General features: G+C 45.2%; 19 protein-coding genes. 7 read left to right on the top strand and 12 right to left on the bottom strand.

Going from position 1 to position 23,545, the window contains the following annotated elements; all coding sequences use genetic code 11:
- Nucleotides 1-17: 17 nt before the first annotated feature.
- The 3 genes from ACFO4O_RS03380 (at nt 18) to ACFO4O_RS03370 (ending at nt 3,415) form a co-directional block, all read left to right on the top strand.
- The gene (locus ACFO4O_RS03380) at nt 18-734 is read left to right on the top strand and encodes a sensor histidine kinase (protein WP_382405952.1); all 717 of its coding nucleotides are present in this window, start codon (nt 18-20) and stop codon (nt 732-734) included.
- A gap of 19 nt (nt 735-753) precedes the next feature.
- Nucleotides 754-1,524 (top strand): hypothetical protein, encoded by a 771-nt coding sequence (locus ACFO4O_RS03375; protein WP_382405951.1) that lies wholly within the window; start codon nt 754-756, stop codon nt 1,522-1,524.
- Nucleotides 1,525-1,831: 307 nt separating this feature from the next.
- On the top strand, nt 1,832-3,415 hold the full coding sequence (locus ACFO4O_RS03370) for an ABC-F family ATPase (protein ID WP_382405950.1): 1,584 nt from the start codon (nt 1,832-1,834) through the stop codon (nt 3,413-3,415).
- Here the strand turns inward: ACFO4O_RS03370 and ACFO4O_RS03365 are convergent.
- The 3 genes from ACFO4O_RS03365 to ACFO4O_RS03355 form a co-directional block, all read right to left on the bottom strand.
- Nucleotides 3,412-4,770: a mechanosensitive ion channel family protein gene (locus ACFO4O_RS03365; protein ID WP_382408214.1), complete on the bottom strand. Its 1,359-nt coding sequence runs from the start codon at nt 4,768-4,770 to the stop codon at nt 3,412-3,414. The two genes, ACFO4O_RS03370 and ACFO4O_RS03365, sit on opposite strands and share 4 nt — an antisense overlap.
- Nucleotides 4,771-4,887: 117 nt before the next feature.
- Nucleotides 4,888-6,093 carry a DEAD/DEAH box helicase gene (locus ACFO4O_RS03360; RefSeq protein WP_382405949.1) on the bottom strand — a complete coding sequence of 402 codons (1,206 nt, stop codon included), beginning with the start codon at nt 6,091-6,093 and terminating at the stop codon, nt 4,888-4,890.
- A 247-nt stretch (nt 6,094-6,340) separates the two neighbouring features.
- The gene (locus tag ACFO4O_RS03355; RefSeq protein ID WP_382405948.1) at nt 6,341-7,237 is read right to left on the bottom strand and encodes a LysR family transcriptional regulator; all 897 of its coding nucleotides are present in this window, start codon (nt 7,235-7,237) and stop codon (nt 6,341-6,343) included.
- A gap of 104 nt (nt 7,238-7,341) precedes the next feature.
- Here ACFO4O_RS03355 and ACFO4O_RS03350 point away from each other — a divergent pair, with 104 nt between their 5' ends.
- The 3 genes from ACFO4O_RS03350 (at nt 7,342) to ACFO4O_RS03340 (ending at nt 10,217) form a co-directional block, all read left to right on the top strand.
- Nucleotides 7,342-8,049 carry a CoA transferase subunit A gene (locus tag ACFO4O_RS03350; protein WP_382405947.1) on the top strand — a complete coding sequence of 236 codons (708 nt, stop codon included), beginning with the start codon at nt 7,342-7,344 and terminating at the stop codon, nt 8,047-8,049.
- On the top strand, nt 8,049-8,708 hold the full coding sequence (locus ACFO4O_RS03345; RefSeq protein WP_382405945.1) for a 3-oxoacid CoA-transferase subunit B: 660 nt from the start codon (nt 8,049-8,051) through the stop codon (nt 8,706-8,708). Before ACFO4O_RS03350 ends, ACFO4O_RS03345 begins: the two co-directional genes overlap by 1 nt.
- Before the next feature lie 165 nt (nt 8,709-8,873).
- Complete coding sequence (locus ACFO4O_RS03340) at nt 8,874-10,217, top strand: DEAD/DEAH box helicase (protein ID WP_382408212.1); 1,344 nt, start codon at nt 8,874-8,876, stop codon at nt 10,215-10,217.
- A gap of 19 nt (nt 10,218-10,236) precedes the next feature.
- Here the strand turns inward: ACFO4O_RS03340 and ACFO4O_RS03335 are convergent, their stop codons facing one another.
- From ACFO4O_RS03335 to ACFO4O_RS03295, 9 genes are all read right to left on the bottom strand, one after another.
- Nucleotides 10,237-11,382, bottom strand: coding sequence for an ABC transporter permease (locus tag ACFO4O_RS03335; protein ID WP_382405943.1), 1,146 nt, complete (start codon nt 11,380-11,382; stop codon nt 10,237-10,239).
- Complete coding sequence (locus tag ACFO4O_RS03330; RefSeq protein WP_382405941.1) at nt 11,379-12,566, bottom strand: ABC transporter permease; 1,188 nt, start codon at nt 12,564-12,566, stop codon at nt 11,379-11,381. Before ACFO4O_RS03330 ends, ACFO4O_RS03335 begins: the two co-directional genes overlap by 4 nt.
- A gap of 62 nt (nt 12,567-12,628) precedes the next feature.
- A complete protein-coding gene (locus ACFO4O_RS03325; protein ID WP_382405940.1) occupies nt 12,629-13,603 on the bottom strand; it encodes an HlyD family secretion protein in 975 nt (324 codons plus the stop codon).
- Entirely contained in the window at nt 13,593-15,170 is a 1,578-nt protein-coding gene (locus tag ACFO4O_RS03320; RefSeq protein WP_382405939.1) for a TolC family protein, read from the bottom strand. The genes ACFO4O_RS03325 and ACFO4O_RS03320 overlap by 11 nt, the downstream gene beginning before the upstream one ends.
- Nucleotides 15,171-15,378: 208 nt before the next feature.
- Nucleotides 15,379-17,316 carry a glycoside hydrolase family 2 protein gene (locus tag ACFO4O_RS03315; RefSeq protein ID WP_382405938.1) on the bottom strand — a complete coding sequence of 646 codons (1,938 nt, stop codon included), beginning with the start codon at nt 17,314-17,316 and terminating at the stop codon, nt 15,379-15,381.
- 124 nt (nt 17,317-17,440) lie between these two features.
- Complete coding sequence (locus tag ACFO4O_RS03310) at nt 17,441-18,652, bottom strand: metallophosphoesterase (RefSeq protein ID WP_382405936.1); 1,212 nt, start codon at nt 18,650-18,652, stop codon at nt 17,441-17,443.
- Between the two features lie 570 nt (nt 18,653-19,222).
- A complete protein-coding gene (locus ACFO4O_RS03305) occupies nt 19,223-19,483 on the bottom strand; it encodes an EF-hand domain-containing protein (protein ID WP_382405935.1) in 261 nt (86 codons plus the stop codon).
- A gap of 80 nt (nt 19,484-19,563) precedes the next feature.
- A complete protein-coding gene (trhO, locus tag ACFO4O_RS03300; RefSeq protein ID WP_382405933.1) occupies nt 19,564-20,559 on the bottom strand; it encodes an oxygen-dependent tRNA uridine(34) hydroxylase TrhO in 996 nt (331 codons plus the stop codon).
- 312 nt (nt 20,560-20,871) lie between these two features.
- Nucleotides 20,872-21,687 carry a hypothetical protein gene (locus tag ACFO4O_RS03295; RefSeq protein WP_382405931.1) on the bottom strand — a complete coding sequence of 272 codons (816 nt, stop codon included), beginning with the start codon at nt 21,685-21,687 and terminating at the stop codon, nt 20,872-20,874.
- A gap of 187 nt (nt 21,688-21,874) precedes the next feature.
- Here ACFO4O_RS03295 and ACFO4O_RS03290 point away from each other — a divergent pair, with 187 nt between their 5' ends.
- Entirely contained in the window at nt 21,875-23,521 is a 1,647-nt protein-coding gene (locus ACFO4O_RS03290) for a response regulator (RefSeq protein WP_382405930.1), read from the top strand.
- Nucleotides 23,522-23,545 lie beyond the last annotated feature (24 nt).

The raw sequence follows: 23,545 nt of genomic DNA, 5'->3' as shown, positions 1-23,545 counted from the left end.
ATAGCTAGGTCGCCATAGTGTCTAATAATCGTAGTGACAAACCGAGCGAAACTAAAGAGCTGGTCGATTTCTCATCGGTGATAGCCGTCGCCATCCACGATATGAAAAATTCTCTAAGCTTACTTATGCAGTCTATAGAGCATATGTCGAATGTGATTCCTAAAGAGGTAGAGCAAGCGCATACAAGCCTCAATAGCGTACACTACGAAGCTAATAGAATGAATACCACCTTGGTACAGGTGCTATCGCTATATCGCGCTGAAATGGATGCCCTGCCCGTTAACATCGACGAAGTGTTTATTGGGGAACTATTTGACGAAATTATCGAATCCAACAAACTATATACCGAGCAACAAGGCATTACCGTGAGCTTTGAAGCTGATGAAGACCTCTCGTGGTATCTCGACCGAGAGCTAATTTATCTATTGTTGCACGACGTGCTGATAAATGCCGTTCGTTACGGTTGCAAACGTATAGCTTTAAAAGCACAAGTTAAACAAAATAAACTTACCATGACCGTGCAAGATGATGGACCGGGCTACCCTAGCAGAATGTTAGAGATGTCGAGCAAAGTGCTTGACCAGCATTGCATAAGCGAAGGCCGCACAGGACTTGGTTTGTTCTTTGCTAGGCTCATTGCTCATACGCATAAAAACCAAAGCGAACGCGGCAGCATACAGTTGGCAAATGATGCAACAACTGGCGGTAGCGTGTTTACCCTTACTTTGCCCTAAGCCTGAAAGTATTAAGCCAATGAATCAGACCTATATTATTATTATCATTCTTATCGCGGCACTCATCGTAGCAGGCATCGCAGCAAGTGCAGTGCAGCAGCATAACGAACGAAAAGCTTCTAAAAAGCGCGAGGAGATTGGCAAACACCGCACCATTTTAGACGACACTGAAATGGCGGTAAGCGCGGCCCTTCGCATGCCCTTGTCAAAACGACTCATTATGATTTTGCGCAAGCGAACGCTAGGCGCGCTTATTGAAATTTACGAACAAAATCCCAGTCCCGATTTGAAAAACAAAGTCGAAGAGTTACAAAAGTCGATTCGCGAAATCAACGTAGACGAACCCACGCCAGACCAAAATACATTTCAATTACCCGAAAGCGACAAGGTAATTATTAAGTATATTCAGGCCATCAAAAAACTTCGCATCATTGTGCGCAGCGAATATAAAAAAGGCGCAATCAGCCTCGATTGGTTTCAGGCGGAGGACCAAGCGCTCGAAAAGCTGCAGCTTCGTATAAACATTGAAACCCTCCATAAACGGGCTAATGATGCGGTTACGCATAACATGCAAGGCTCAGCCCGACAGTATCTTGAGAAGGCATTAGCCGCTATTGCCAAGCAAAAAACACAAAGCGATTATACAGTATCAAAAACACGTGAACTGCAAGACATGCTCAACAATTTAGAGAGCAATGTAAAAGACCGCAACGTACAGAATATCTTGGCCGACAAGGCCAAAGAGAAAGAAGATATCGACACTCTCTTTGCCCCGAAAAAGAAGTGGTAAACCTTGTTGACCTGGTTCGCTTAGCATTAGCAGGAAACTAGGCAGGGGCACACGCGAATTTAAAAGACGCTATTCGCCATCCTGGCCGCTCAGGCGCGCACATCCATGTGCGCGCATGCTTTTAAATTCGCATGTGCCCCTACCTTTTCTATTTCCCGCTAACGCTAAGCGACCCAAGCCTGCGCAATACTGACATTGCCTTCATTTATCACCCAGCTTTAGTTTAATTAATGATGTATTTCGGGTATAGTGCGCGCGCTTTCGGCTCTCTCACTATCTGAACATTTTATCCAAAGGACACATCTTCTTGATTACCACCGCAAACATTACTATGCAGTTTGGCGCTAAGCCATTGTTCGAAAATATCTCAGCTAAATTCGGCAACGGTAACCGCTATGGGCTAATTGGCGCAAACGGCTGCGGAAAATCAACGCTAATGAAAATAATGAGCGGTGAACTTGCACCTACCTCTGGCAATGTATCGGTATCGCCGGGCGAGCGAATTGGAACCTTGAATCAGAACCAATTTGCCTTTGAAGAATACTCAGTAGTAGACGCTGTAATTATGGGAGATGCCCACTTATGGGAGGTCAAGAAAGAACGCGACCGCATCTATTCTTTGCCTGAAATGTCGGAAGCAGACGGCATGAAGGTTGCCGATCTCGAATCTGAGTTTGCAGAAATGGACGGTTACACCGCAGAGACTCGTGCAATTGAACTCCTTGTTGAAGCCGGCATCGACGAATCCTATCATTTTGGCTTAATGTCGGAAGTGGCACCGGGTTTGAAACTTCGCGTATTGATAGCACAGGCGCTTTTTGCAGAGCCAGATATCCTCCTATTAGACGAGCCAACAAACAACCTTGATATTTACACCATCAAATGGCTAGAAGACGTGCTTAATCAGCGCAAAAGCACCATGGTAATAATCTCGCATGACCGCCATTTCCTGAATTCTGTGTGTACGCATATGGCCGACATCGACTACGGTGAACTACGTATTTATCCTGGCAACTATGAAGCATACATGGCCGCTTCAAGTTTGGTGCAGGAGCAGCTTCATTCTGAAAACGCAAAAAAGACGGCTGAAATTAAAGAACTACAAAGCTTTGTTGCGCGCTTTTCGGCTAATGCATCAAAGGCAAAACAAGCCACCTCTCGTGCTCGTCGCATGGAAAAAATTGAGCTAGACGAGGTAATTCCATCATCTCGCCAAACGCCTTTTATTACCTACAAGCAGCATAAAAAGCTACATCGCCTTGCCCTTGAAATGCATAATGTCACCCATGGCTTTGACGGTGAAACACTTTTTACCGGCAAGGACATTTTATTAGAGGCTGGCGCTAAGTTGGCGGTTATAGGCGAAAATGGCGCAGGTAAAACCACATTTTTGCGATGCCTTATTGGAGAGCTTCAGGCAAACGGCGGCACAATCAAATGGTCTGAAAATGCCAGCATTGGCTATTTAGCGCAAGATGTTAGTAACGATTTTGGTACGTCTATGCGCTTGTTTGACTGGATGTCGCAGTGGCGCACGCCTAAGCATGATGATCTTGCCGTACGAGCTATTCTAGGGCGTTTGCTGTTCAGTGCAGACGATATAGAGAAAGACGTTAAAGTGTGTTCTGGGGGCGAAAAAAATCGTCTGATGTTTGGCAAGCTGATGATGCAAGAAATTAACGTCATTATTATGGATGAGCCCACCAATCATATGGACATGGAAGCTATTGAGGCACTCAATAAAGCCTTAAAAGACTTTGACGGTACGCTGATATTTGTTAGTCACGATAGAGAGTTTGTTTCGACGCTAGCCAGCTCCATCATTGAGATTAAAGACAACAAATTGCGCTACTTCCAAGGCACTTACGACGAGTATATGAGCGACCGCTAATCAGCTGGATTCACTTTGCTCATTTTAATGTTCGCAGTAAACGCATCGGCATCGTTTAACACCCTGACCTCTCGCTGAGGGAAAGGAATTGAGATGTTGTGTGCTTTGAGCGTTTCAAAAATAATGAGCAGCAAATCGCCGCCCACGCGGTTTTTACCGTCATCAATTCCTTCCATCCAAAATTCAACAAACATATTGACGCCAGAATCACCAAAACTATCGATTTCACAGTCGGGGCGTTCTTCAAACGGAATATCTTCACCGCTTATCACCTGTGGATGCGTGGCTACCGCTTCTTTTACAAGCTCTACCATCGCTCTAATGTCGGTGGCATACGCCACTGAAAAGTCGACTCGGTAGCGCTGCTTAGGGTCTTTGTGCGTCCAATTTACCAAAAAGGTAGAAATAAATTTCTCATTGGGCACTAGAATGTCTTTACCGTCGTAGGTTTCAAGGACGGCGTAGCGCATTCTAAACTCGCGCACAAAGCCTTTTTGACCGTCTTCAAGCTCTACGAAATCGCCTACCGTTAAAGACTTGTCTAACAAAATGATGATGCCCGAGATAAAGTTCGATGCGATCGTTTGCAATCCTAAGCCAATACCTACACCGAGCGCCCCACCAAATACCGCAAGGGTCGTTAAATTAATACCCATTACGTTGAGCAGGAGAAGCGCAATCACGCAAAATAGCGTTACTTCAAAGAGCTTGGCAAATACCTCACGAGTGGGAATATCAAGTGACTCTTGACGCTTAATGACCGACTGACCAAAGTTGTTTGAAGCGCGGCCTAGCCAGAACAAAAAGCCACCAAAAATAATAACGCGGGCAATGCCATAGGCCGACACTTCAATATTGCCAACTTCAATGGATATTTCTTGCAGTGACGATATCAGCAGCGGCAACAAGCCCACTAATTTTAAAAATACCAGTGGTAAACCTACCCACTTAAACGCGGAAGCGGCCACAGGATTAGTCACAGAAACGTTAATCAGAGCATTGAAGAACATCAGCGCAGCCACGGCAAATGCTGTTTTAATCAGCCACGGAGAATAAGCGAGTTCTTTTGAGAGTTGGTCGGCAAATTCGGTGGAAATGAGTAAGAATATCAACACCAATAGCGGAAACAGCAGCGCTCCTGCTCTATAGATAAGGCGCACAACAGGGTGTGATGTATCATCAGGCGGCTGAAAAGTCAGTCGATTGCTTGCTCGTAGTTTTTTTGCCAGTGCAAAGGCAAGCAGATAAATAACAAGCACAACCACTAGTTGAATATAGGTGTGCGGGTCGCTAAGAGCCGTCAGTACTTTTTCTGACGCCGCGACAATATGGGCGTAAAGCGCTTCCAGATTCATAAATATCCCATGTTCAAGCGCATCAACCATTGGGCAGAACTTGCCTGAATGAAGAAAGATGCATTGATGAGTTCATCAATGCACGATGTTAGGGAGCTAGTGAAAATTTAGCAACTATTAATCGCTTTTTACTCGTTTAGGTCGCTTTGGTTTAGGCGCTCTTATAGGCGCTTGTGCCATTGGCTTTATCGACAGGCCAGATACTTCAAGCACGGGAATATGCTGACCAATCAGATTTTGAATAGCCTTGAGCTGCTTGCCATCCTCGTCTGTAACAAATGATACTGCATTACCACTTGCACCCGCCCTGCCAGTGCGGCCAATGCGATGCACATAGTCCTCAGCTACATTTGGTAAATCGTAGTTGATCACATTTGGCAGTAAATCTATATCAATGCCTCGCGCAGCAATATCAGTAGCAACAAGCACGCGCAGCTTTGCCGCTTTAAAATCGGCAAGGGCTTTGGTACGCGCTCCTTGACTCTTATTGCCATGAATAGCGAGAGCGTTTAAGCCTTTGGCACTTAATTGTTTGGCAATACGATTAGCACCATGCTTAGTGCGAGAAAACACGAGCACTTGCTGCCAATCGTTATCGCTAATGAGCTTAGCCAGTAGCTTGCTTTTGTTTGATTTTTCAACGTGCACAATAGCCTGTTCCACTGTGGTGGCTGTTGTGTTTTTAGGCGTGACTGAAATCTCAACAGGATCATTGATAAACTGTTTGGCAAGTGCACGAATCTCATCTGAAAAGGTTGCAGAAAAAAGTAAGTTCTGTCGTTTAGGCGGAAGCAGCTTAATAATGCGTTTAATATCATGAATAAAGCCCATGTCTAGCATTCTATCGGCTTCGTCTAATACTAAGATGCTCAACTGATTGAATTTTACAGCGTTTTGCGAATACAGGTCGAGCAAACGACCAGGGGTAGCAACTAGCACGTCTACGCCGCGGCGCAGGGCCTTCATTTGCGGGTTAATTGATACACCACCAAAGGCCACTGCTGAGTGTAATTGCGTATGCTTATGGCTTTGCTCTACACTTTGTGCCACTTGGGCTGCCAACTCGCGCGTTGGCGTTAAAATAAGTGCCTTGATATGATTTGATTTTGGTCGCTGATCATGTGCCTCAAGCATATGTACAATCGGCAGCGCGAATGCGCCTGTTTTTCCAGTGCCTGTTTGCGCGGCGGCCATGATATCTTTGCCGCTTAAAACAGGACCAATCGCCTGTGCTTGAATAGGTGATGGCGTAGTAAAACCTTGGTCTTCAACGGCTTTGAGTACGGCTTGAGAAAGACCTAAAGACTGAAAAGATGTTGTCATTAGCACACCTCCCCGTCGTTGATTGAATGCGTAATTAGGCTGTACGAATGGATGAAAGTGAAGCTAAGTAAAATATGGGCTAATGCCATTAAATATCCTATGGAATACGTAGAAAGGAAGAATTGATAGGCATTGAACTGCAGCACGCTAAAAAGTTTTAAAGGTGAGGCCAAGGCCAGCGGTGCATAGTATAGCGTAACTCTCTTAAGCATAGATACAAAAAGCACAGCTACAGTAATAAATAAGCTTACTTCACGTCCTTCACCGTTTTTAGAGCCATTTGCCACAAACTTTGCCCAGCGTTTGATAGAGCACCGGGAGAGCGCGCAATCATCCCCACTCGTTTTTTTAAACCACTGTCTTTTAAAGGGACACAGCGCAGAGACTTATTGAGCATTTGCTGTTTACATAACTGTGGCACGATAGCGAGGCCCAATCCAGTTTTAACTAACTGACCGAGCGTACCAAGTTGTGAGGCCTCTGCCACAATCTCCTGCGTGATATTGGCCTGATTAAAGGCTTTATCTACCCATAATCGAATAGACGACCCTGTATTCATAGCCACTAATGGATATGGTTTGATATCGCTTAGTGAAATCGCACTTAAGCCTACTAGCTCATGCTGAGCGGGCATTACTGCGCAAAAACTATCTTCTAATAGCGGCGCAAAACTTAATCCTTGCAGGGATTCAGGTTCAAACACAAAACCAATATCCGCGCGCCCGGTTTGCACTGCATCAATGACGCGCTCCATTACTACGTCGAGTACTCTTAAGGTAATTTTGGGGTAGGTTTCATGATAATGCTGAAGCAAATGCGCAAGATGTCCTTCTGCGAAAGATGGCATACTTGCCACCGCTAAACGCCCTTTTTGTATACTAAATAAGTCTTTCACGTCGTTAAGAGCACTGTCCCAATCATTGATGAGGCGCTTTGCCACGGGTAAGAATACCTCGCCCTCTGGGGTGAGCGTGACACGTCTTGTGGAGCGTATAAAAAGCGGCCCACCTAACTGAGTCTCCATGTTTTTGATAGACGTAGAAAGGGCGGGCTGCGACAAGCAGAGTTTTTCAGCCGCCTCAGCAAAAGTGTTTGACTGCGCTACGCTCACAAAGGCACACATATTTTTATAAGAAACTGACATGGGATTCTTCCATTAAATCTATTAATACCAATAATAATTTAATTTTACAAAATAAGGCAAGTCGTAAATACTGATTAAGTAATTTACGTAACGGAGAGTATGTAATGGCAGGATTTAATAAAGTAGTGTCGAGCTATGAGGAGGCCATGCAGGGCCTTGAAGATAATATGACCGTAATAGCTGGGGGCTTTGGTTTATGCGGCATTCCAGAGGGCCTGATTGCACAAATTAAAAACATGGGCACGCGTGGTCTTACGGTAGTGTCGAATAACTGCGGTGTAGACGGCTTTGGATTGGGTTTATTGCTCGAAGACAAGCAAATCAAAAAAATGGTGTCGTCTTATGTGGGCGAAAACGCACTTTTTGAGAAACAACTGTTAAACGGCGAGCTTGAAGTAGAGCTTACTCCGCAAGGTACATTAGCGGAAAAAATGCGCGCTGGCGGTGCAGGTATTCCTGCATTTTATACGGCAACTGGATACGGTACGCCTGTTGGCGAAGGTAAGGAAGTCAAAGAGTTCAACGGTCGCCCCTACATCATGGAAGAGAGTATCACCGGTGACTTTGCTATTGTGAAAGCGTGGAAAGCTGACCGCTTTGGTAACTGCATGTATCGCCACACGGCTATGAATTTTAATCCAATGGCCGCTACTGCTGGCAAAATTACCGTGGTGGAAGTAGAGGAAATTGTGGAGCCGGGCGAGCTTGAACCAAGTCAAATACACACACCTGGCATATATGTGAACAGAGTCATTAAAGGCAGCTTTGAAAAACGCATTGAGCGCAAAGTACTCGCGAAGGAGGCAAGCTAATGGCATTAAGTAGAGACCAAATCGCAATGCGCGTAGCGCAGGAATTTCAAGACGGAAACTATGTTAATTTGGGCATTGGTATCCCGACCCTGGCAGCGAATTACGTGCCAAACGGCATCAGCGTGATGCTGCAATCGGAAAATGGCCTGCTCGGCATGGGCCCTTACCCCACCGAAGACCAAGTGGACGCTGACATGATTAACGCAGGCAAAGAAACCGTCACCGCATCCACCGGCGCGTCTATTTTTAACTCTGCCGAAAGCTTTGCCATGATACGCGGCGGGCACGTAGATTTTACCGTGCTCGGTGCTTTTGAGGTGGACGTAAGCGGCAGCATCGCTTCTTGGATGATACCCGGGAAACTGATTAAAGGTATGGGCGGCGCGATGGACCTAGTGGCTGGCGCAAAAAATATCATTGTAACAATGACCCACGCTGACAAACATGGCAATTCAAAGCTCTTGCAAGCATGCACCCTGCCCTTAACTGGCGTTAACTGCATCACGCGCATAATTACCGACTTAGCAGTATTAGAAGTGAAAAACCAAGCTTTTTATCTGCGAGAGCGTGCGCCCGGCGTAAGTATCGAAGAAATTGAAGCGAAAACCGCAGGCAAGCTCGTTATTGAGGGTGACGTACCTGAGATGACCTTTGCGTAGGAGCGCATTAGTAGGAGCAAATTAACAACCGGCGGTGTATGTACCTTATATTAATGACGCTCGCCGGCGGCGCTGCAACATTAAGTGCTAAATGGCGGTATTAAACATTTAGCTTAACCGCGTAAACCTTTATAATGGCGCTCGTTTGAATAAATGAGCGCCATTTTGCAATTTACCGATCTCGCATTAGATAACCGTTTACTTACTGCTTTGAGCACTATGCAGTTAAGTGATGTAACAGACATTCAGCAACAAGCTATTCCCCATGGATTGATGGGAAAAGACTTGCTAGCCTCTTCTAAAACCGGCTCTGGTAAAACGCTGGCGTTTTTAGTGCCCGTAGTTAACCGCCTGCTCACCCAAAAGGCCTTATCTAAACGAGATGCCCGCGCCCTCATTCTAGCGCCAACCAGAGAACTTGCTAAGCAGGTATTTTCGGTAGCAAAAACGCTGACACAAAAAATGTCGTTGCAGTGCACCTTGATTGTGGGCGGCGAAAACTACAACGACCAAGCTAAAGCTTTGCGCCGTAATCCACAAATAGTAGTGGGAACGGCAGGTCGCATCAGCGATCATTTAGCTGCGCGACATCTATTTTTAAACGGTTTGGAGCTGTTGGTGCTCGACGAAGCTGACCGCATGTTAGAACTGGGCTTTGAAAAAGCCCTCGAAAATATCCACAGCAGCGCCGATCATCGTAAACGCCAAACCATGATGTTCTCAGCAACTATCGACAGTGCTGAGGTCAACTACGTTACCCAGCTAATGCTCAAGACTCCGGTTAAAATAAACATCGATAAAGTCGCCACGCCTCACGAGGATATCAGCCAAGCCTTTTATTTTGCCGATGGTGTTACACACAAAAATAAGCTTTTATTGAAGGCAATTGATATTGAAGGACGTGAGCAAGCCTTGGTGTTTACAGCCACGCGCGAGGATACCGAACGCCTCGCAAAACAGCTAAAAGAGAGCGACATAAGCGCAGCTTTCTTGCATGGCGACCTACTGCAAAACCAACGCTCGGCGATTATCAACGACTTTGGCCGCGGAAAAATAGGCGTATTGGTAACCACCGACCTAGCCTCGCGCGGCCTAGATATTGCGAATATCGCAAAGGTGATTAATTACGATTTACCGAGGTTCGCTGATGAGTATGTGCATCGGATTGGACGCACAGGGAGAGCCGGTAAAAAAGGCGCCGCAGTATCGTTTGTGAGCAGAAAAGACTGGCGTAGCTTTTTGGCTATTCAGTCGCGCCTGGAGCGACGCTTTGAATTTACTGAAATAGAGGGCTTAGTCGCTAAGTTTAAAGGCTTAGGCACCAAGCCGAAGAGCGAACAAAAAAATGTTGTTGAGCCTCGCACTAAAACAAAACCCACTGCCGCCAAACCAAAAGCCACTAAACGTTTCAATCCACTAGAATCGTCTGAGGATATGGGTTTTGCGCCGGTAAAACGCAAACCTCGAGCGGCCCCAGAAGACGACATCGACAGCACAGAGGAAGACTAAGGCCGATTTGGCGCTTATCTTATTTATTGCGATGTGATGGCACTACCAACCATTTCGGCTTAAACACGATGTAAGCAATAGCCGCGCTGAGCAACACCAATAAACTTAGCACCTCGGGCATGACCTGCGTTAACGATGCCCCCATTTGATCAACGTTTAGAAAGGCCTGAATCGCTGCGGTGCTTGGCAGTAGAGCGCTCAGAGCAACAATGGGCTGAGGAATAGCCTCAATAGGCCATGCAAAGCCAGCGACAAAAATGGTAGGAATGGAAGTAGGAATTAAATGGATAATCGCCTGCTCTCGGTATCGAAACCAAGATGCAATCACGAGCGACCACGCCGCTAAAGTGAGGGAAAAGACGAAAACGAGCACTAATAGGTCGCCTAATTGCCCCATATGCGGATAGTCTTCACGCCAATAAACAATGCCTAGGTAATAAAGCGTATTGACCATACAAAAGCTAGCCGCAGCAAGCATTAGAGCAAGTCGATTGGTGGGCACATTCATGTCAAAAGGCGCGCTAGTTTGACGCCATGTAGCGAGTAACATACTCACACCGAGCAATAAAGTTTGCTGCAGTACCGCTATCGCGACTGCCGGCACCACATACGTTGAATAGCCACCACCCGGGTTAGATGCAGCTCTTAGCTCCAAATGAAGCGGATTACTGCGCTGTTTGGCTTCGATGCCTGAAAACGAATTAATACGCTCGTGTTTTATTTCAAGCTTTGCCGATAAGGTTTGCGCCGCCCCAGCAAAGCCAAATAAATCCCCTCTATTGAAGAGAAAATACGCGCCATTGCCAAGGGCAATAACCGTAGAGCTTTCATTACGCAAAATATTACGCCTAAAGCCATGCGGAATAATTAATCCGCCCTCAACGTCATTGCTCCACATCGCCTGCTTGAGCGCATACGGGTCGCTAAGCACCTGCATCACCTTTATTTCTGGGCTCGCGTCGGCCAGGCGAATAAGTTCACGGCTGGCGCTAGAGTTATCTAAATCCACTACCGCCACGGGTATTTCTCGCACTTGCTCTGCGCTATAAGGAAATGGGTAATATATGGAATACACAATTGGACCAACCATCACCAACAGCAGAATATTTCGGTCTCGCAAAACCGCCATAATGCTAGCAACGTACGCTTGCAAAAACGCCCTCATGCTGGCTCCTCAGCATTATTACTTTTACAGCGCGTGTGGATCCGATACAGAGCAAACGGCAGCGGCACAACGACAAAGGCTACTAAAATAAGAAGCTCTGGCAAAGATTGCGTAACAGGTGCGGCAATTTCGACCTGTTCAATTTGCAAACGCAACAGCGTGCGAATTGGCAGTATATATGACCAAAGCTGCGCTAAATAAGGCATGCCCAATTGCGGAAAAGTAATACCGGCATAGGCGAATGCGGGCGCGGTAAAAAATACCGTTAACGACAACGCGGTTGCGAGCTGTGGCGAAAACGCAACAAACAATAGGCCCAAGGAAATGTAGCTCGCAATCATTACCAGCCAGCCTATAAACAACATGGTTACGCTGCCTTCTATCGGCCATCCTTGCACCGCATAAAGCCATGTTAAACAGCTAAGGCCAATAACCGTTGAGATAATAAATATGGGAAGTACCTTCGCGGCTACTGCCCGAAACACGTCTTTACCCGAGCTTAGCCAAACAGCTTGGGTGTTTTGAGAGTATTCGCGTCCGACGACAAAAACCGTCCACACCATCACAAACACCTGCAGCATAGCGGGCAGTACGCTACCGACTAAAAAAAATTGATAGTTCTGAAAGGGATTAAACAAGGTGCGAAGCTCGGGTTTAATCGGCATAAAGTCAACAGCAGCCTTAACTTGACTATCACCTCGTTTTTCCAATGACGTCAGCTTTACCCCCGCCGACATGGTGCCGGTGACTACTTTTAAACTTTTAGATATCATACCCGAAATAGTAAGAAACTGCCCACTGTGCCAGGCCACAACGGTGGTTTGCCCGCCAGTTTTTATTTGCTTGCTAAAATCGTTAGGGATGACTACAAATGCGTAAATTGATGCCTGCTCTAGGCGCTCTCTGGCCTCAGCAACGGAGTTAAGTTTTTCAGCAATGTGTAGCTCGGGTGCCGCTTCGAGCATACGAATATAGGTGCGCGACAGGCTTGAGTTATCCGTATCAACAACCGCAATAGGTAAATTGGTCAAGGTGGCAGAAGAAAATATCCAAGCAACAACCACCATGCTGCCAATAAGGATGCTAAGCGATATGCAAATATCGCCATAACAGCTTCGATAGTAACGCAGCTCCCTTGTAAGCGCGTTAAAAAACCCCGGACCTGCAGGTTCAGAGTGACTCATGCCAAGCTCACAGCATGAGTAAATGTGCTCAAACTAATGTAAACGACATCCACTATCAATGCTCAATCAACATCTATCAAAACGCTCATGCCTGGGCGCAGCCCTTCAATGGCTTTGCTTGGACGTAAATGGACTTCAAAAGTTTTAACATCGTAGCCTGACGAATAGCGAGTTGCCCGCCACGTAGCAAAGTCAGCCTGAGCCGCAATATGAAATACGGAAAGAACAATGTTCTCGTTATCCAGCGCCGGCACTGTCGCCGCTAATTGCGCATCTTTTTTAAAATGCATCAAATGATCTTCTCTTACTTTGAGTATGACCCAAGAGTCGTTTAGGTCTACCAAGGTAACAACCGGGAAGCCGGTGGGAGCAAGCTCACCTACATCAACTAAAATTTCGGTCACTTCACCTGATATAGGGGCACTTAGGCGAGTTTCTTCGGCAAAGGCTGACACCTCCGCAACTACGCCCTCTGCTTGCCCCACCACGGCAGCGGCAGCGGCCTTATCTTCCTCGCGTGCGCCATTTAGCGCCATATCATATTGCGCTTTTGCTGCATTAGCGGCATCTTGCGAGGCGCGTGCCATGGTCACTGCTTCATCGTATTTTTGTTCTGAAACGAGCCCCTCATTGTACAATGACTCGAGGCGTGAGCGGGTTTTCTCAGCAAGCTCTGCGGCTGACTTAGCACCGTCCCAAGCAAAACGAGCCATTTCAATTTCCTCGACTCGCGCGCCAGTATCGGCTTTATTGCTCACCGCAATGGCCGCATCGCGTCCCGAACTCGCTTGCTGCATCTTGGCGTCTATCTCTGGACTATCCATTTCAAATAGACTGTCGCCCACCTGCACGCTATCGCCCACCCTTACTAACAAAGCACTTACTCTGCCTGGCACTTTTGCGGCAACGTCCACCTCTCTAGCCTCTACCTGCCCTTGAAACACCAGAGGCGTTGGCGCAGCAATTAGGTAAAGCGAGACGGCGATAAATGCAGCAAGCGCGATAAATACAGCGGCTAAAACTACCTTAGTTTTCATTTTGCGTTCCTTGTATGCTGGCATGCGCAGTCGCGGGTATTTGCTCTGTGCTCGGGATAAAAGAAAGAGTATCGGTGCTTACTAAAATGTCGGCCTGCGTCATATAGCGTTCAAACTCATGCAGTTGCCCGGCACCTATTAACAAGTCAACTAACGCGACAACAAAATTATACGCTGCTGCTGCTTTCTCGGTTTCTGCCTTTGCGGCCGACAAGCGTGCGTCTACAACGTCCAGAGAAGTCCCCATTCCCTCCTCAAATAAGCGCACTCGCAATTTAAGGGTTTCTTGAGCAAGGTCTATGCTGGAGGCTAATAAAGCATATTGATTTCGCGCCTTTTCAAGCGAGCGATAACTATTTTCAATGTAGGTGCCCAAACGCATAGAAAATTCACGTTCTAAGGCCCCTACGCGGTCAACTTGTAACCTTGCCGCGCTTATCGCTTTGTTGCGATTAATGCTATCGAAAAGTTTATACGACACGTTTATCCCTACTATCCAGTCGGGCTCTAGAAGCGGCAGAGGATCTGAAAAGTCTGCCTCTTGTGGCGCTAAATTGTAGCTACCAAACGCGAATACATTTGGCTTAAAGCGAGCCTCTTCTATAACTTGACCCTGCTCTGCACGCTCACGCTTTGCTCTGATGAGCGTTAACTGACTGTGATTTTGAAGGCCTTGTGCCAAAAAGGAATCAAGTGGCGGCAAAGGCTGACTAATAACAAAGAGTTTATTGCGCGGCTGAATATTGGTGTTAACGCGCAACAAGCGTTGCAATGCGTTATTTGCCATCCCAAGGTCGGCTTTAGCTTGCTCTAGATTTCGCAAAGCTTCGTCATAGGCTACTTGGGCATGAAGGCGCTCTACTTTTGAAATAAGCCCATTTTCTTCAAAACGCGTAGCTTGATGAACATGTTGCGCAATATCTTTGGCCACCTCTTCACGTATGTGTAATATTTGTTTAGCCAACAATTGTCCAAAATACACCGTTGCCAATAGCTTCTCTTGTTCCTCGAACGTGCCTGACTGCTCTGCCTTGGCCTCAGCTATTGCTGCATCGGCGGCCCGTCGAGCTGCATCTATGCGCCCGCCTGCATATAACTCCCATGTCGACATCAACACAGCAGTGGGTAGCACACCGTTAAAGTTGACGTCGATGGAGCTGCGAATAAACTGCTCGCTGCCAGGAATAAGATCTCCAGCCGCATCTCTGATGGGTTCAATATCAAGCTCTCGTTTAGACTCATACGCGTGAACACCCCCGAGAATACTCAGCGTTGGCAAATGCAAGCGGTCAAGTGAGGCAAGCTTATCTTGCTGACTGTCCACTTGATACTGCGCCGCTTGAATAGCATCTGACTGTTGGCTCAACAATGCCTTCGCTTCGCTATAAGATAGCGCTGTTGCTGCGTGCGCTGAGCTTATACAGAAAGCGCTTATGCTAATAATGGACGTGCCAATAGCTGATAAGCGACTAGCCACTTTGCTTAGGCGCAACGAACGAAGCGCCACGGCTACATGCACGCAAGCTATTCGGTAGGGTTTAAAATGAGGTACTTGTGTATTTTGCATTGATTATTCATCTGCTTACGTATCGGTTATTATCGTCTAACTTCGGTTATTGCCGCTTAACTATAGGCGAAATTAACAGTCTAGTTAACCTTAGCTCTGAATATGAAATAGTGCAAATCCATGATATTAAACACTATTATTTAATTTTCACATTCAGTGATTCGCGTTTTTAGCAGGCCGAGGCGCTGTATCTTATCCAGAGCTGAGCTTATTTCGATAGGCCTGCATTTTGATGAATTGTTTTGAGCTCTTGTGCCGTAAATTTTAAATACTTACGGTCGTAGGTCATCAATCCATTCAGTTCAATTTCAACATCGCTCGTTTGAGTATACACGCCAGCGGCAATGCCCTTGGCTTTTAAATCGGCAAGCATCTCAATGGTATTCTTATAACGTTGTTTAAAATCAGCGTTGTTTTTAGGCGTGCCGCCGTACACCATAATGTCTTTATTCGTATCCCACTGATGCCCTTCAACTTGCCACCCATGACCACCAAACTCGCCCACCACTTTCACGTAGTCGTTATAAAGTGGCACGTCTAAAGGAAAGCTAGGGTTTGGATAATCATGCTGGTCGGCCACATCGCCAATTGGGAAAAAGTTACCGCCGCTAGCAATATTTAAATAACGGCTTGGATCATATTGTTCCACCCATCTGCCTACTTCCATCGTGCGATGTTGACCCCAGCGTTCATTAAACGTTGTCCATAGCACTACGCTAGGATGGTTATAGAGGGTATCTATCATAGTTTTCAATTCAAGCATAAATTGGGCATGCGCCCAATCGGGCCAGTGCGCCTCAACAATGTCAGTTTCTCGATTTGCATACAGCACAGGATAGTGAGGGCGAGGCTTCCAGCTTTCGCTCAAGGACTCCAAACGCTTCCATTGCGGCCATTCGGCCTCGCCCTCCACCGAAGAAGAAAAATCGGTCTCGCCGCGGCCGCCTGATACGTGATCTTGCCACACCAACAAGCCTAGGCGGTCGGTATGATAATAATAGCGCCTTGGTTCTACTTTTTTATGCTTGCGCACCATGTTAAAGCCCGCGGCCTTAAGGTATTGCAAGTCAAACACCATGGCTTCGTCTGACGGTGGGTTGAGTAGCCCGTCGGGCCACCAGCCTTGGTCTAATGGTCCCCAATGAAATACTTGCTCACCATTTAGAGTAAACCGCCAGTCTCCGGCCTCATCTTTTTCTTTTCCTAAACGCCTAAATCCAGCGTAAGACTGCACCTCGTCTAAAACGTTACCGGCTTTGTCTTGCAAGGTAACTTTAACCGTATATAAGGTAGGAGATTTCACAGACCAAAGCTCAACATTGTCTAGCGTGATTTGCATTTGAGAGTGAGTAGACATGCTTTTGTGAACAGTTTTGTCTGCCAGCAAAAGCTCAAGCGCAATATGGTATTGAGATAAATCTGCCCCACCTAGCTCAGCCGAAAGAAAAAATTGCCCATTCATATCAGCCTGCATGCGCAAAGACTCAATATAAGTGTTTGGCACGTCTTCAAGCCACACCGTCTGCCAGATGCCCGATGAGGGCGTATACCAAATACTATGATTATCTACTTTTTGCTTGCCGCGAAGCTGATAACGGTCAGCGGCGTCTGTTTCGTCTATTACTCGCAACTTTATTGTGTTTTGCCCTTGCTTTATGGCGTGAGTAACATCAAAACTAAAGGGCAGATTACCGCCGGTGTGCGTGCCCACGTGTATACCGTTTACCCATACTCTGCAGCTATAATCAACACCTTCGAAATTAAGCAATGTGCGACCTTGTTGATTAGGCGCATATTCAAACCGTTTTTGATACCACATTACATGCCCTTGGGGTAAACGCTCTCCAATACCAGACAGAGGCGATTCCATCACAAAGGGCACTAAAATATCTTGATCATAAACGATTGTTTGTGCAAATTTACTCGCATCAACCGTCGCAAACTGCCACAAGCCGTTAAGGTTAGTCCAGTTTTCGCGTTCCATTTGAGGACGCGGATATTCAGTCCATGAATTCTCAGGCGTCACCTGTTCGCCCCACGAGGTGTACATGACACCGACAGGTTTTTGCCATTTTGCGAGGCAGGAAGCGCTCACAATGGACATAGTCAACGCGATAAAGATAAGTACGTAGTTATGTTTCAGCATGAATTGTTTGCAGAAGCCGCTTGTATAGATAATCTAATCATGGATAAAAATCATGCAACTGTCTATGGTAAATGGTGTTCAAATGAAGGTTTCTAAACACGCCGCTACACCAAACGGCTTTGGTTTATTGCGGCGCTATTTGTTTTATTTTTTCAATATTGCCTAGGTCATCTGCCTTGAACCAATCTCCCGAATCATAGAGTAGCGCCTCACTCACACCGCGCGAGTGAGGTACATCCACCCTTAAAATTTTTTGATTATAATCGTAGCTAATGGTGGGCACGAGAGTATGCCCTATCGCTATTTTATTCACGTCAAAATGCGCTAGCACAGCATCAACATGCTCTTCGCTTGCTTTAGGACCAAGTGAATGTTGCGACATATCGTCGGCGAAGCCTCGGTAAAACAAAATACCCGCAGCACCGTGCAATAGACTGTCAGGATGATTGCGCATGATAGAATTACCGATCGAAATATTCTCAGTCGCTTCGGTATCGATCGTCTCAATGCTTGGTCTTAAAGCAAGCACACTAGGTGATATTCCCGCGTGCATAAAAAGCGTTTCGCCAATTTTCACAACAACCGGCTTGCTTCTTATCCAACGGCCAATCTCCGTTGCATCTGAATACAGTTCTTCGCCGTTGGTATTAAGTGCGCTATATGTTCCTTCGTATTTTCTTTGTGCCGACTTCATTCTTCCATCAATTAAGTATCTCTCGTGATTGCCCAAAACAAAATGCACATCCCCACCAACTGCTCTCGCCTCGGCTTCTAGCTTATAAATAAGCCAAAGTACGGGAAGCACATTTTGCCCTCTATCCACCATATCGCCGAGTAAAATCAAATGGGCTCTGCCGTATATCCAATTAAATTGTCTATCAATCACATTATTTGCAATAAGCAGCTTTGTAAAGGCCTCAAAATTCCCTTCAATATCGGAGAGCGCAAGCAATTTCTCTGGTTGTTCAAAAACTAGCTTAGAGCGCGAGTGTGTTGGTTGAATGTTTACGAAAAACTCAGTCTTATCATCGTTATCTACGCGGACTCGCACGCGGCCGGAAGACGTCTCGTTTATAACAACATTATTGTTGTCGGCATCGCTCTCAACGTATTGAACAAGATAATGATCGCCTTGGCGATTCACATACGGTCCATCTATCCCGACTGGCATATTTCGATATTCTGCAAAATACCACTGCTGTAAGTTTGAGGAATAGCCTAGGTATGTACCATTTGAAAACTTAATGCCGCCATATCCTAACCGAGATACTAAAAGGGCCGTGATGATCAACAGAACAAAAAGCGAAGCACCGATAATGAAAAACTTTTTAAGCATCTTTATATCCTTAAATGATGCGATAGGTAAATAATGACGATAGGGATCGCTCGAAATACTATAATAACTGAGAGAATGAGGGTAACAAGTCTAATGCAGTATTATCACTATGTATCAGCAAATTACATGGTAATACATATTATCGACTAGGTTCATAAATTTAAAACATAAGAAAATGAATATTATATGATTTAACTACTTTTAAATGATTTTAGCAGCTTTATGCCTATTTTAATGAATTTTAAAAGCAAACAAATTAAATTTAATTTATTCGAATTTTGATGAATTTTAGATATATTTAAAGCAATACAACACTTTTAGATGCATTTATAGAAAAGTATAAAACGAGTCAAAATCACCTCTTTTATAGTATTTTCACACATTTTTATTACTCTAAAAATGAAAAAACCAGAAACTAAGCAAATTATAGACACAAAAAAAGCGCTCATCGGAGCGCCCTTGTTTAGCAGGAGGCATGGCAAATTGCATGGCAAACTATTTGGCAAGAAACACGGCAATATTCAAGGTCACTTTACTCGCTTGCTGCCATACACTTTATAAGCTTGAGGCTTAGTATTCCCACCAGCATTCTTGCCACCACGACAAAAACTCTTCAAAATCAATAAAGCCATCGCCATTACCGTCAATAAGGTCGAAGCCTTCTTGTACGTGATTGATTTTTGTTTTTGGCGATAAAATCGTCAGCAAATCAATGAACTCATGCAAATCTATTTGGCCGTTCTGGTCTCTATCAAAAAAATCGAAGTCTTTTCTAATGTCTGCGATTTGCTCGGCAGTCATTTTATTAGGTGAAGTTTGAGTATCACTCATGGGTATTGCCCTGTTTGTGCATCTTTAATATCAAGTTTACTCTGATAACTTCACTACTGTCTAGGAAAAAACCTGATGATTTATTGTTGAGCCTGTTTTTGAGCGAGCGCTCTTTGGCGCTGAGCCTCGGCTTTTGCCAGTCGCTTTTGACGCATTAAGTCTCTTGCCCCTGTGCCTACATGCTCGTGCTCACGTTGCTTTGCCAAATTTACTTGCTTTTCTCGCTCTCTAAAACGCGCGAGTTGTTCATCTGTGTGAGTTCCGTAGCATTTTGGGCATGTCACGCCCGCCTCATACTTATCACTTTCTTTATCTTCATCGGTTATTGGCAATCGGCAGCCATAACACTGGTCATAATCACTTTTTTCAAGCTTATGGTTTACGGCAACACGATTGTCAAACACAAAACAATCCCCTTCCCATAAAGAATCTTGCTCGGGTACATCTTCTAAATATTGGAGTATGCCGCCTTCTAAATGGTACACCTCATCAAAGCCCTGTTCTTTTAAATACGCAGTAGATTTTTCACAGCGTATTCCGCCGGTACAAAACATGGCCACCTTTTTATGCTCTTTTGGGTCAAGCGTTTTGGCTACGTAGTCAGGAAACTCTCTAAATGATTCGGTATGCGGATTTATTGCGTGTTTAAACGTACCGATTTCAATTTCATAGTCATTGCGCGTATCTATTACCGTCACGTTTGGGTCAGATATAAGTGCATTCCAATCTTTCGGTTTCACATAGGTACCCACCGTTTGGCGCGGGTCGATTCCTTCTACTCCCATCGTAACGATTTCGTTTTTAAGTTTTACCTTTGTGCGGTAAAAAGGCTGTTCGTCGTGCCACGATTCTTTATGCGATACCGGTGCTATTCGCTCATCTGAATTAAAATGTGCTAATAGGGCTTTGATGCTCTTTTCAGGACCTGACACCGTGCCGTTCAGACCTTCTTTTGCCAAGAGGATTGTGCCTTTAATGTCGAGAGATTCCATGAGCGCGCGAAGAGGTTCACGCATTTCTTTGTAGTTTTCGAGCGTCACGAACTTGTATAACGCGCACACTAAGTATTGTTTCATCTTTTTACCTTTGCGATGTTGGAACGTAAAACCAATGCAAAATTGCGGCGCGCATGCTAGCACACAGCAGCAATAAAATGAAGGTGACTTGCCAATTGCTTGCGCCAGATCAATAACTGTAAGGCCATAGCAAGAGCATGGGTATAGGCATAAGTTGAGGTATAGGCATAAAGAGCGTAAGTACGGAGCAATGAGTTGCTTCTATGATGAGTACTTCGTCAATAAGTACTTCGTTAGTAAGTGCTATATCGGTAAGTGCTCTATCGGAAAGTGCTTTATATTAAAGTACTGTATCGTTGAGTACCCTATCTTTTACGACAATGACTCGCTTTGTATTTTTGACTGCTGAATAATATCAAAAAGCCACTCTGGTCGCTCTTCGTTAGTGTGTTTTCCCATAGGGTTCAGGCTGTCGTAACTGTTCAAATCATTGTTGTTGCCATTGGTGTAATAAGTGCCGTTATCGGTGTCGATACCCTCTTCTCCACTGCCGCCAACAAACTCCTGATAGGCTTGTTGTTCGTGCTCAGTTCCGTGGCTCTGGGTGCTTTGGCGCTGGGTGCTTTGGCTCTGGGTGCTTTGGTTATGGCTTCTTTGTTCATGGGAAAGTACGCTTTGAATATGCGAAGGGCAATTAGCGATAACATCAGCAGGTATATAAGTTGGGTCATTGTGCATAGACAAGGGATAAGAATGGGCGCATGCCAACATTCTAAAATCATAAAGCGAAGAACGCTGATTACAATCAGCTCGTTGCTCCGAGTTACTATTGCATGAACTATCGCCCCCAGGATTAAACGCTCGCATAATGGTACGATTTAATTTATTCGCCCTTGCATAATCATCAGCCTCAACCTTTAAATGCCAAGTTCGTCGGGTATTTCTCTCAATACCTTCAAGCGTTTCTGAGAATGGAAATTTTGTACACGTAGCGCTATGTTCACCACCCGGGTCAACAATATGTTCGCGAAATATTTCGAGCTGTTCACTTAACATCGACGCAAACAAAGCAAAGCCAGCCTTCGATGATGCGTCTGAATGAAGGGCCTCGTTAATTGTATTTTGCGTACGGATGTAATCGTTAATGTTCACGTCGATACCCGAGTTGATGACCATGGTTATATTCAAAAAAACACAAACCATGGCGTGCCAGTTAAATAACTGATTAAAAATAAAGCATTCAATAAGTAATCTATCGGCAAAGGGTCGAAATAGCTCAAGGCTTTTTCAAAATACGCGATACGTTAACTATAACGAATGCGAGCAGTCATTTAATTTTAGGTAAATAGCAGGACATGAGTATTTGCGGTAACCGATGGAAAAGCTAGATTATTCAGACAAGCGATGTTTAGTAGTTGAGGACAGACGCCCGTTTCTGATGCTTTTGCGCGGCTTGTTAAATGCGCTTGGCGCAAAAAAGGTCAATACTGAGCTATCTGCTGAAGCAGGCTTAAAAGCGTGTAAGTTAAATAAATACGACATCATCGTCAGTGATTTGCATTTAGGCACTAACCGCAAAAACGGTTTTGAATTTTTAGAAGAAATTCGAAAGTGTCATCTTGTGAAACCCTCTACCGTATTTATCATGATAAGCGGCGACAGTGCACGCAGTATGGTACTTGGCTCGCTCGAAAAGCAACCAGACGATTATTTGGTCAAACCATTTTCGCAAGCTCAGCTCAATGCCCGAATCACGCGAGCGACTCAGCGCCGAGTAACATTAGCAGCGCTTTACAGTCAAATTGATCATCAAAAATATACCTTGAGTATTGAAACATGTAAGCATTTTTTACAAACCGAACCTCGATACACTAATCATTTGCTGCAGCTTTTAGTAAAGCTTTATTGGAAGACTGAGCAATATGACGCCGCTGAAAAAGTCTTAAGCAAAGTACTCGACGAGCGTGCTTTGCACTGGGCTGTGTGCTCGATGGCAAAAACCCACCTACTGAAAAAAGATTTTGGCAAAGCCATTGAGCTGGCAAAGTGCGTCATTGAGAGCTCGGTTAACACGGTAGAGGCCTACGATATTATTGCTGATGCTTATTTGCAGGATAATAAAAAGCCAGAGGCTTTGAAGTATATTCTAGAGGCCTTAGAGCTATCGCCGCTGTCTATAGACCGACACTTCAGAGTATGCGAGATTGCGCGAGAAAACGGCCATTTTGAGCTCGCGATGCACAGCGCCCGTTCAATTTACGAACTCTCTCAACGCTCCGTGCATAAAAATATCAACCATATCTGCGGATACATTCGCTCTGTGCTCGATATTGCGGAAAACTCGGAGCATAAAAGTGTGAAAAATAGATATTTACAAGAAACATCAATGACTATGCAGCGACTGCAAACTGATGAAACTATTCATCAAAGTCCAGATGACTTTGACTTTGACATATTTGAATCGGTGATCCATGCGCGCATGCTCCTCATTGAAGGCAAGCAGTCTGAAGCGAAAAAGAGCTTCGAGCAGACACAAATCCAAATTGAGAAAAGCTTTTCGGAATATCCTGTGGCAATAGCCGCAGACAGCTTAAAGCTGATGTTTGACCTCGGCGATTTTGAAGAGGCAAACAAACTGATAAAAGTGCTGCGTAATAACGAAGATAAAGTGGACGAGTCTATTTTATATTTGATTGAGCGCGAAACGGCCAATGCTGCTGACACTTACGAAAAATATCTAAAACATAACAAAAAAGGGGTGCAGTTGTATGGCTCCGGTAGCTACCAGGAAGCATACGAAGAATTTACTACCGCTAAAAAAGTGTGCCCACTGAATATCAACGTCAACTTAAACCTTTTGCAGTGCCTAGTGAAGCTTATTGCAAAAACCAAAAAGCCCGAAGGTCAGCATATTGTGCAAGGTAGAGAGCTTTATCGTTTTATAGAGGGCATGCCGCTGAAGGATGTGCACCATACAAAATTCGCCAATATGCGCGAGGAAGTAGAAAAAGTTATCTCCTAAGAGCGCACACCCAACAAATACCCT

It is taken from the genome of Glaciecola siphonariae, assembly GCF_042652645.1.
GTDB classification, from domain to species: Bacteria; Pseudomonadota; Gammaproteobacteria; order Enterobacterales; family Alteromonadaceae; genus Glaciecola; species Glaciecola siphonariae.
Note: the sequence above shows the minus strand (reverse complement) of the source record. Positions and strands in the feature narration are given on the sequence as shown.

Excerpts from the sequence above, each read along its gene's own strand:
- ACFO4O_RS03330 (WP_382405941.1), bottom strand. The coding sequence starts at position 12,566 with ATGAGTCACTCTGAACCTGCAGGTCCGGGGTTTTTTAACGCGCTTACA.
- ACFO4O_RS03345 (WP_382405945.1), top strand. The coding sequence starts at position 8,049 with ATGGCATTAAGTAGAGACCAAATCGCAATGCGCGTAGCGCAGGAATTT.
- ACFO4O_RS03315 (WP_382405938.1), bottom strand. The coding sequence starts at position 17,316 with ATGCTGAAACATAACTACGTACTTATCTTTATCGCGTTGACTATGTCC.
- ACFO4O_RS03310 (WP_382405936.1), bottom strand. The coding sequence starts at position 18,652 with ATGCTTAAAAAGTTTTTCATTATCGGTGCTTCGCTTTTTGTTCTGTTG.
- ACFO4O_RS03335 (WP_382405943.1), bottom strand. The coding sequence starts at position 11,382 with ATGAGGGCGTTTTTGCAAGCGTACGTTGCTAGCATTATGGCGGTTTTG.
- ACFO4O_RS03305 (WP_382405935.1), bottom strand. The coding sequence starts at position 19,483 with ATGAGTGATACTCAAACTTCACCTAATAAAATGACTGCCGAGCAAATC.
- trhO (WP_382405933.1), bottom strand. The coding sequence starts at position 20,559 with ATGAAACAATACTTAGTGTGCGCGTTATACAAGTTCGTGACGCTCGAA.
- ACFO4O_RS03360 (WP_382405949.1), bottom strand. The coding sequence starts at position 6,093 with ATGACAACATCTTTTCAGTCTTTAGGTCTTTCTCAAGCCGTACTCAAA.
- ACFO4O_RS03375 (WP_382405951.1), top strand. The coding sequence starts at position 754 with ATGAATCAGACCTATATTATTATTATCATTCTTATCGCGGCACTCATC.
- ACFO4O_RS03350 (WP_382405947.1), top strand. The coding sequence starts at position 7,342 with ATGGCAGGATTTAATAAAGTAGTGTCGAGCTATGAGGAGGCCATGCAG.
- ACFO4O_RS03325 (WP_382405940.1), bottom strand. The coding sequence starts at position 13,603 with ATGAAAACTAAGGTAGTTTTAGCCGCTGTATTTATCGCGCTTGCTGCA.
- ACFO4O_RS03355 (WP_382405948.1), bottom strand. The coding sequence starts at position 7,237 with ATGTCAGTTTCTTATAAAAATATGTGTGCCTTTGTGAGCGTAGCGCAG.
- ACFO4O_RS03290 (WP_382405930.1), top strand. The coding sequence starts at position 21,875 with ATGGAAAAGCTAGATTATTCAGACAAGCGATGTTTAGTAGTTGAGGAC.
- ACFO4O_RS03320 (WP_382405939.1), bottom strand. The coding sequence starts at position 15,170 with ATGCAAAATACACAAGTACCTCATTTTAAACCCTACCGAATAGCTTGC.
- ACFO4O_RS03365 (WP_382408214.1), bottom strand. The coding sequence starts at position 4,770 with ATGAATCTGGAAGCGCTTTACGCCCATATTGTCGCGGCGTCAGAAAAA.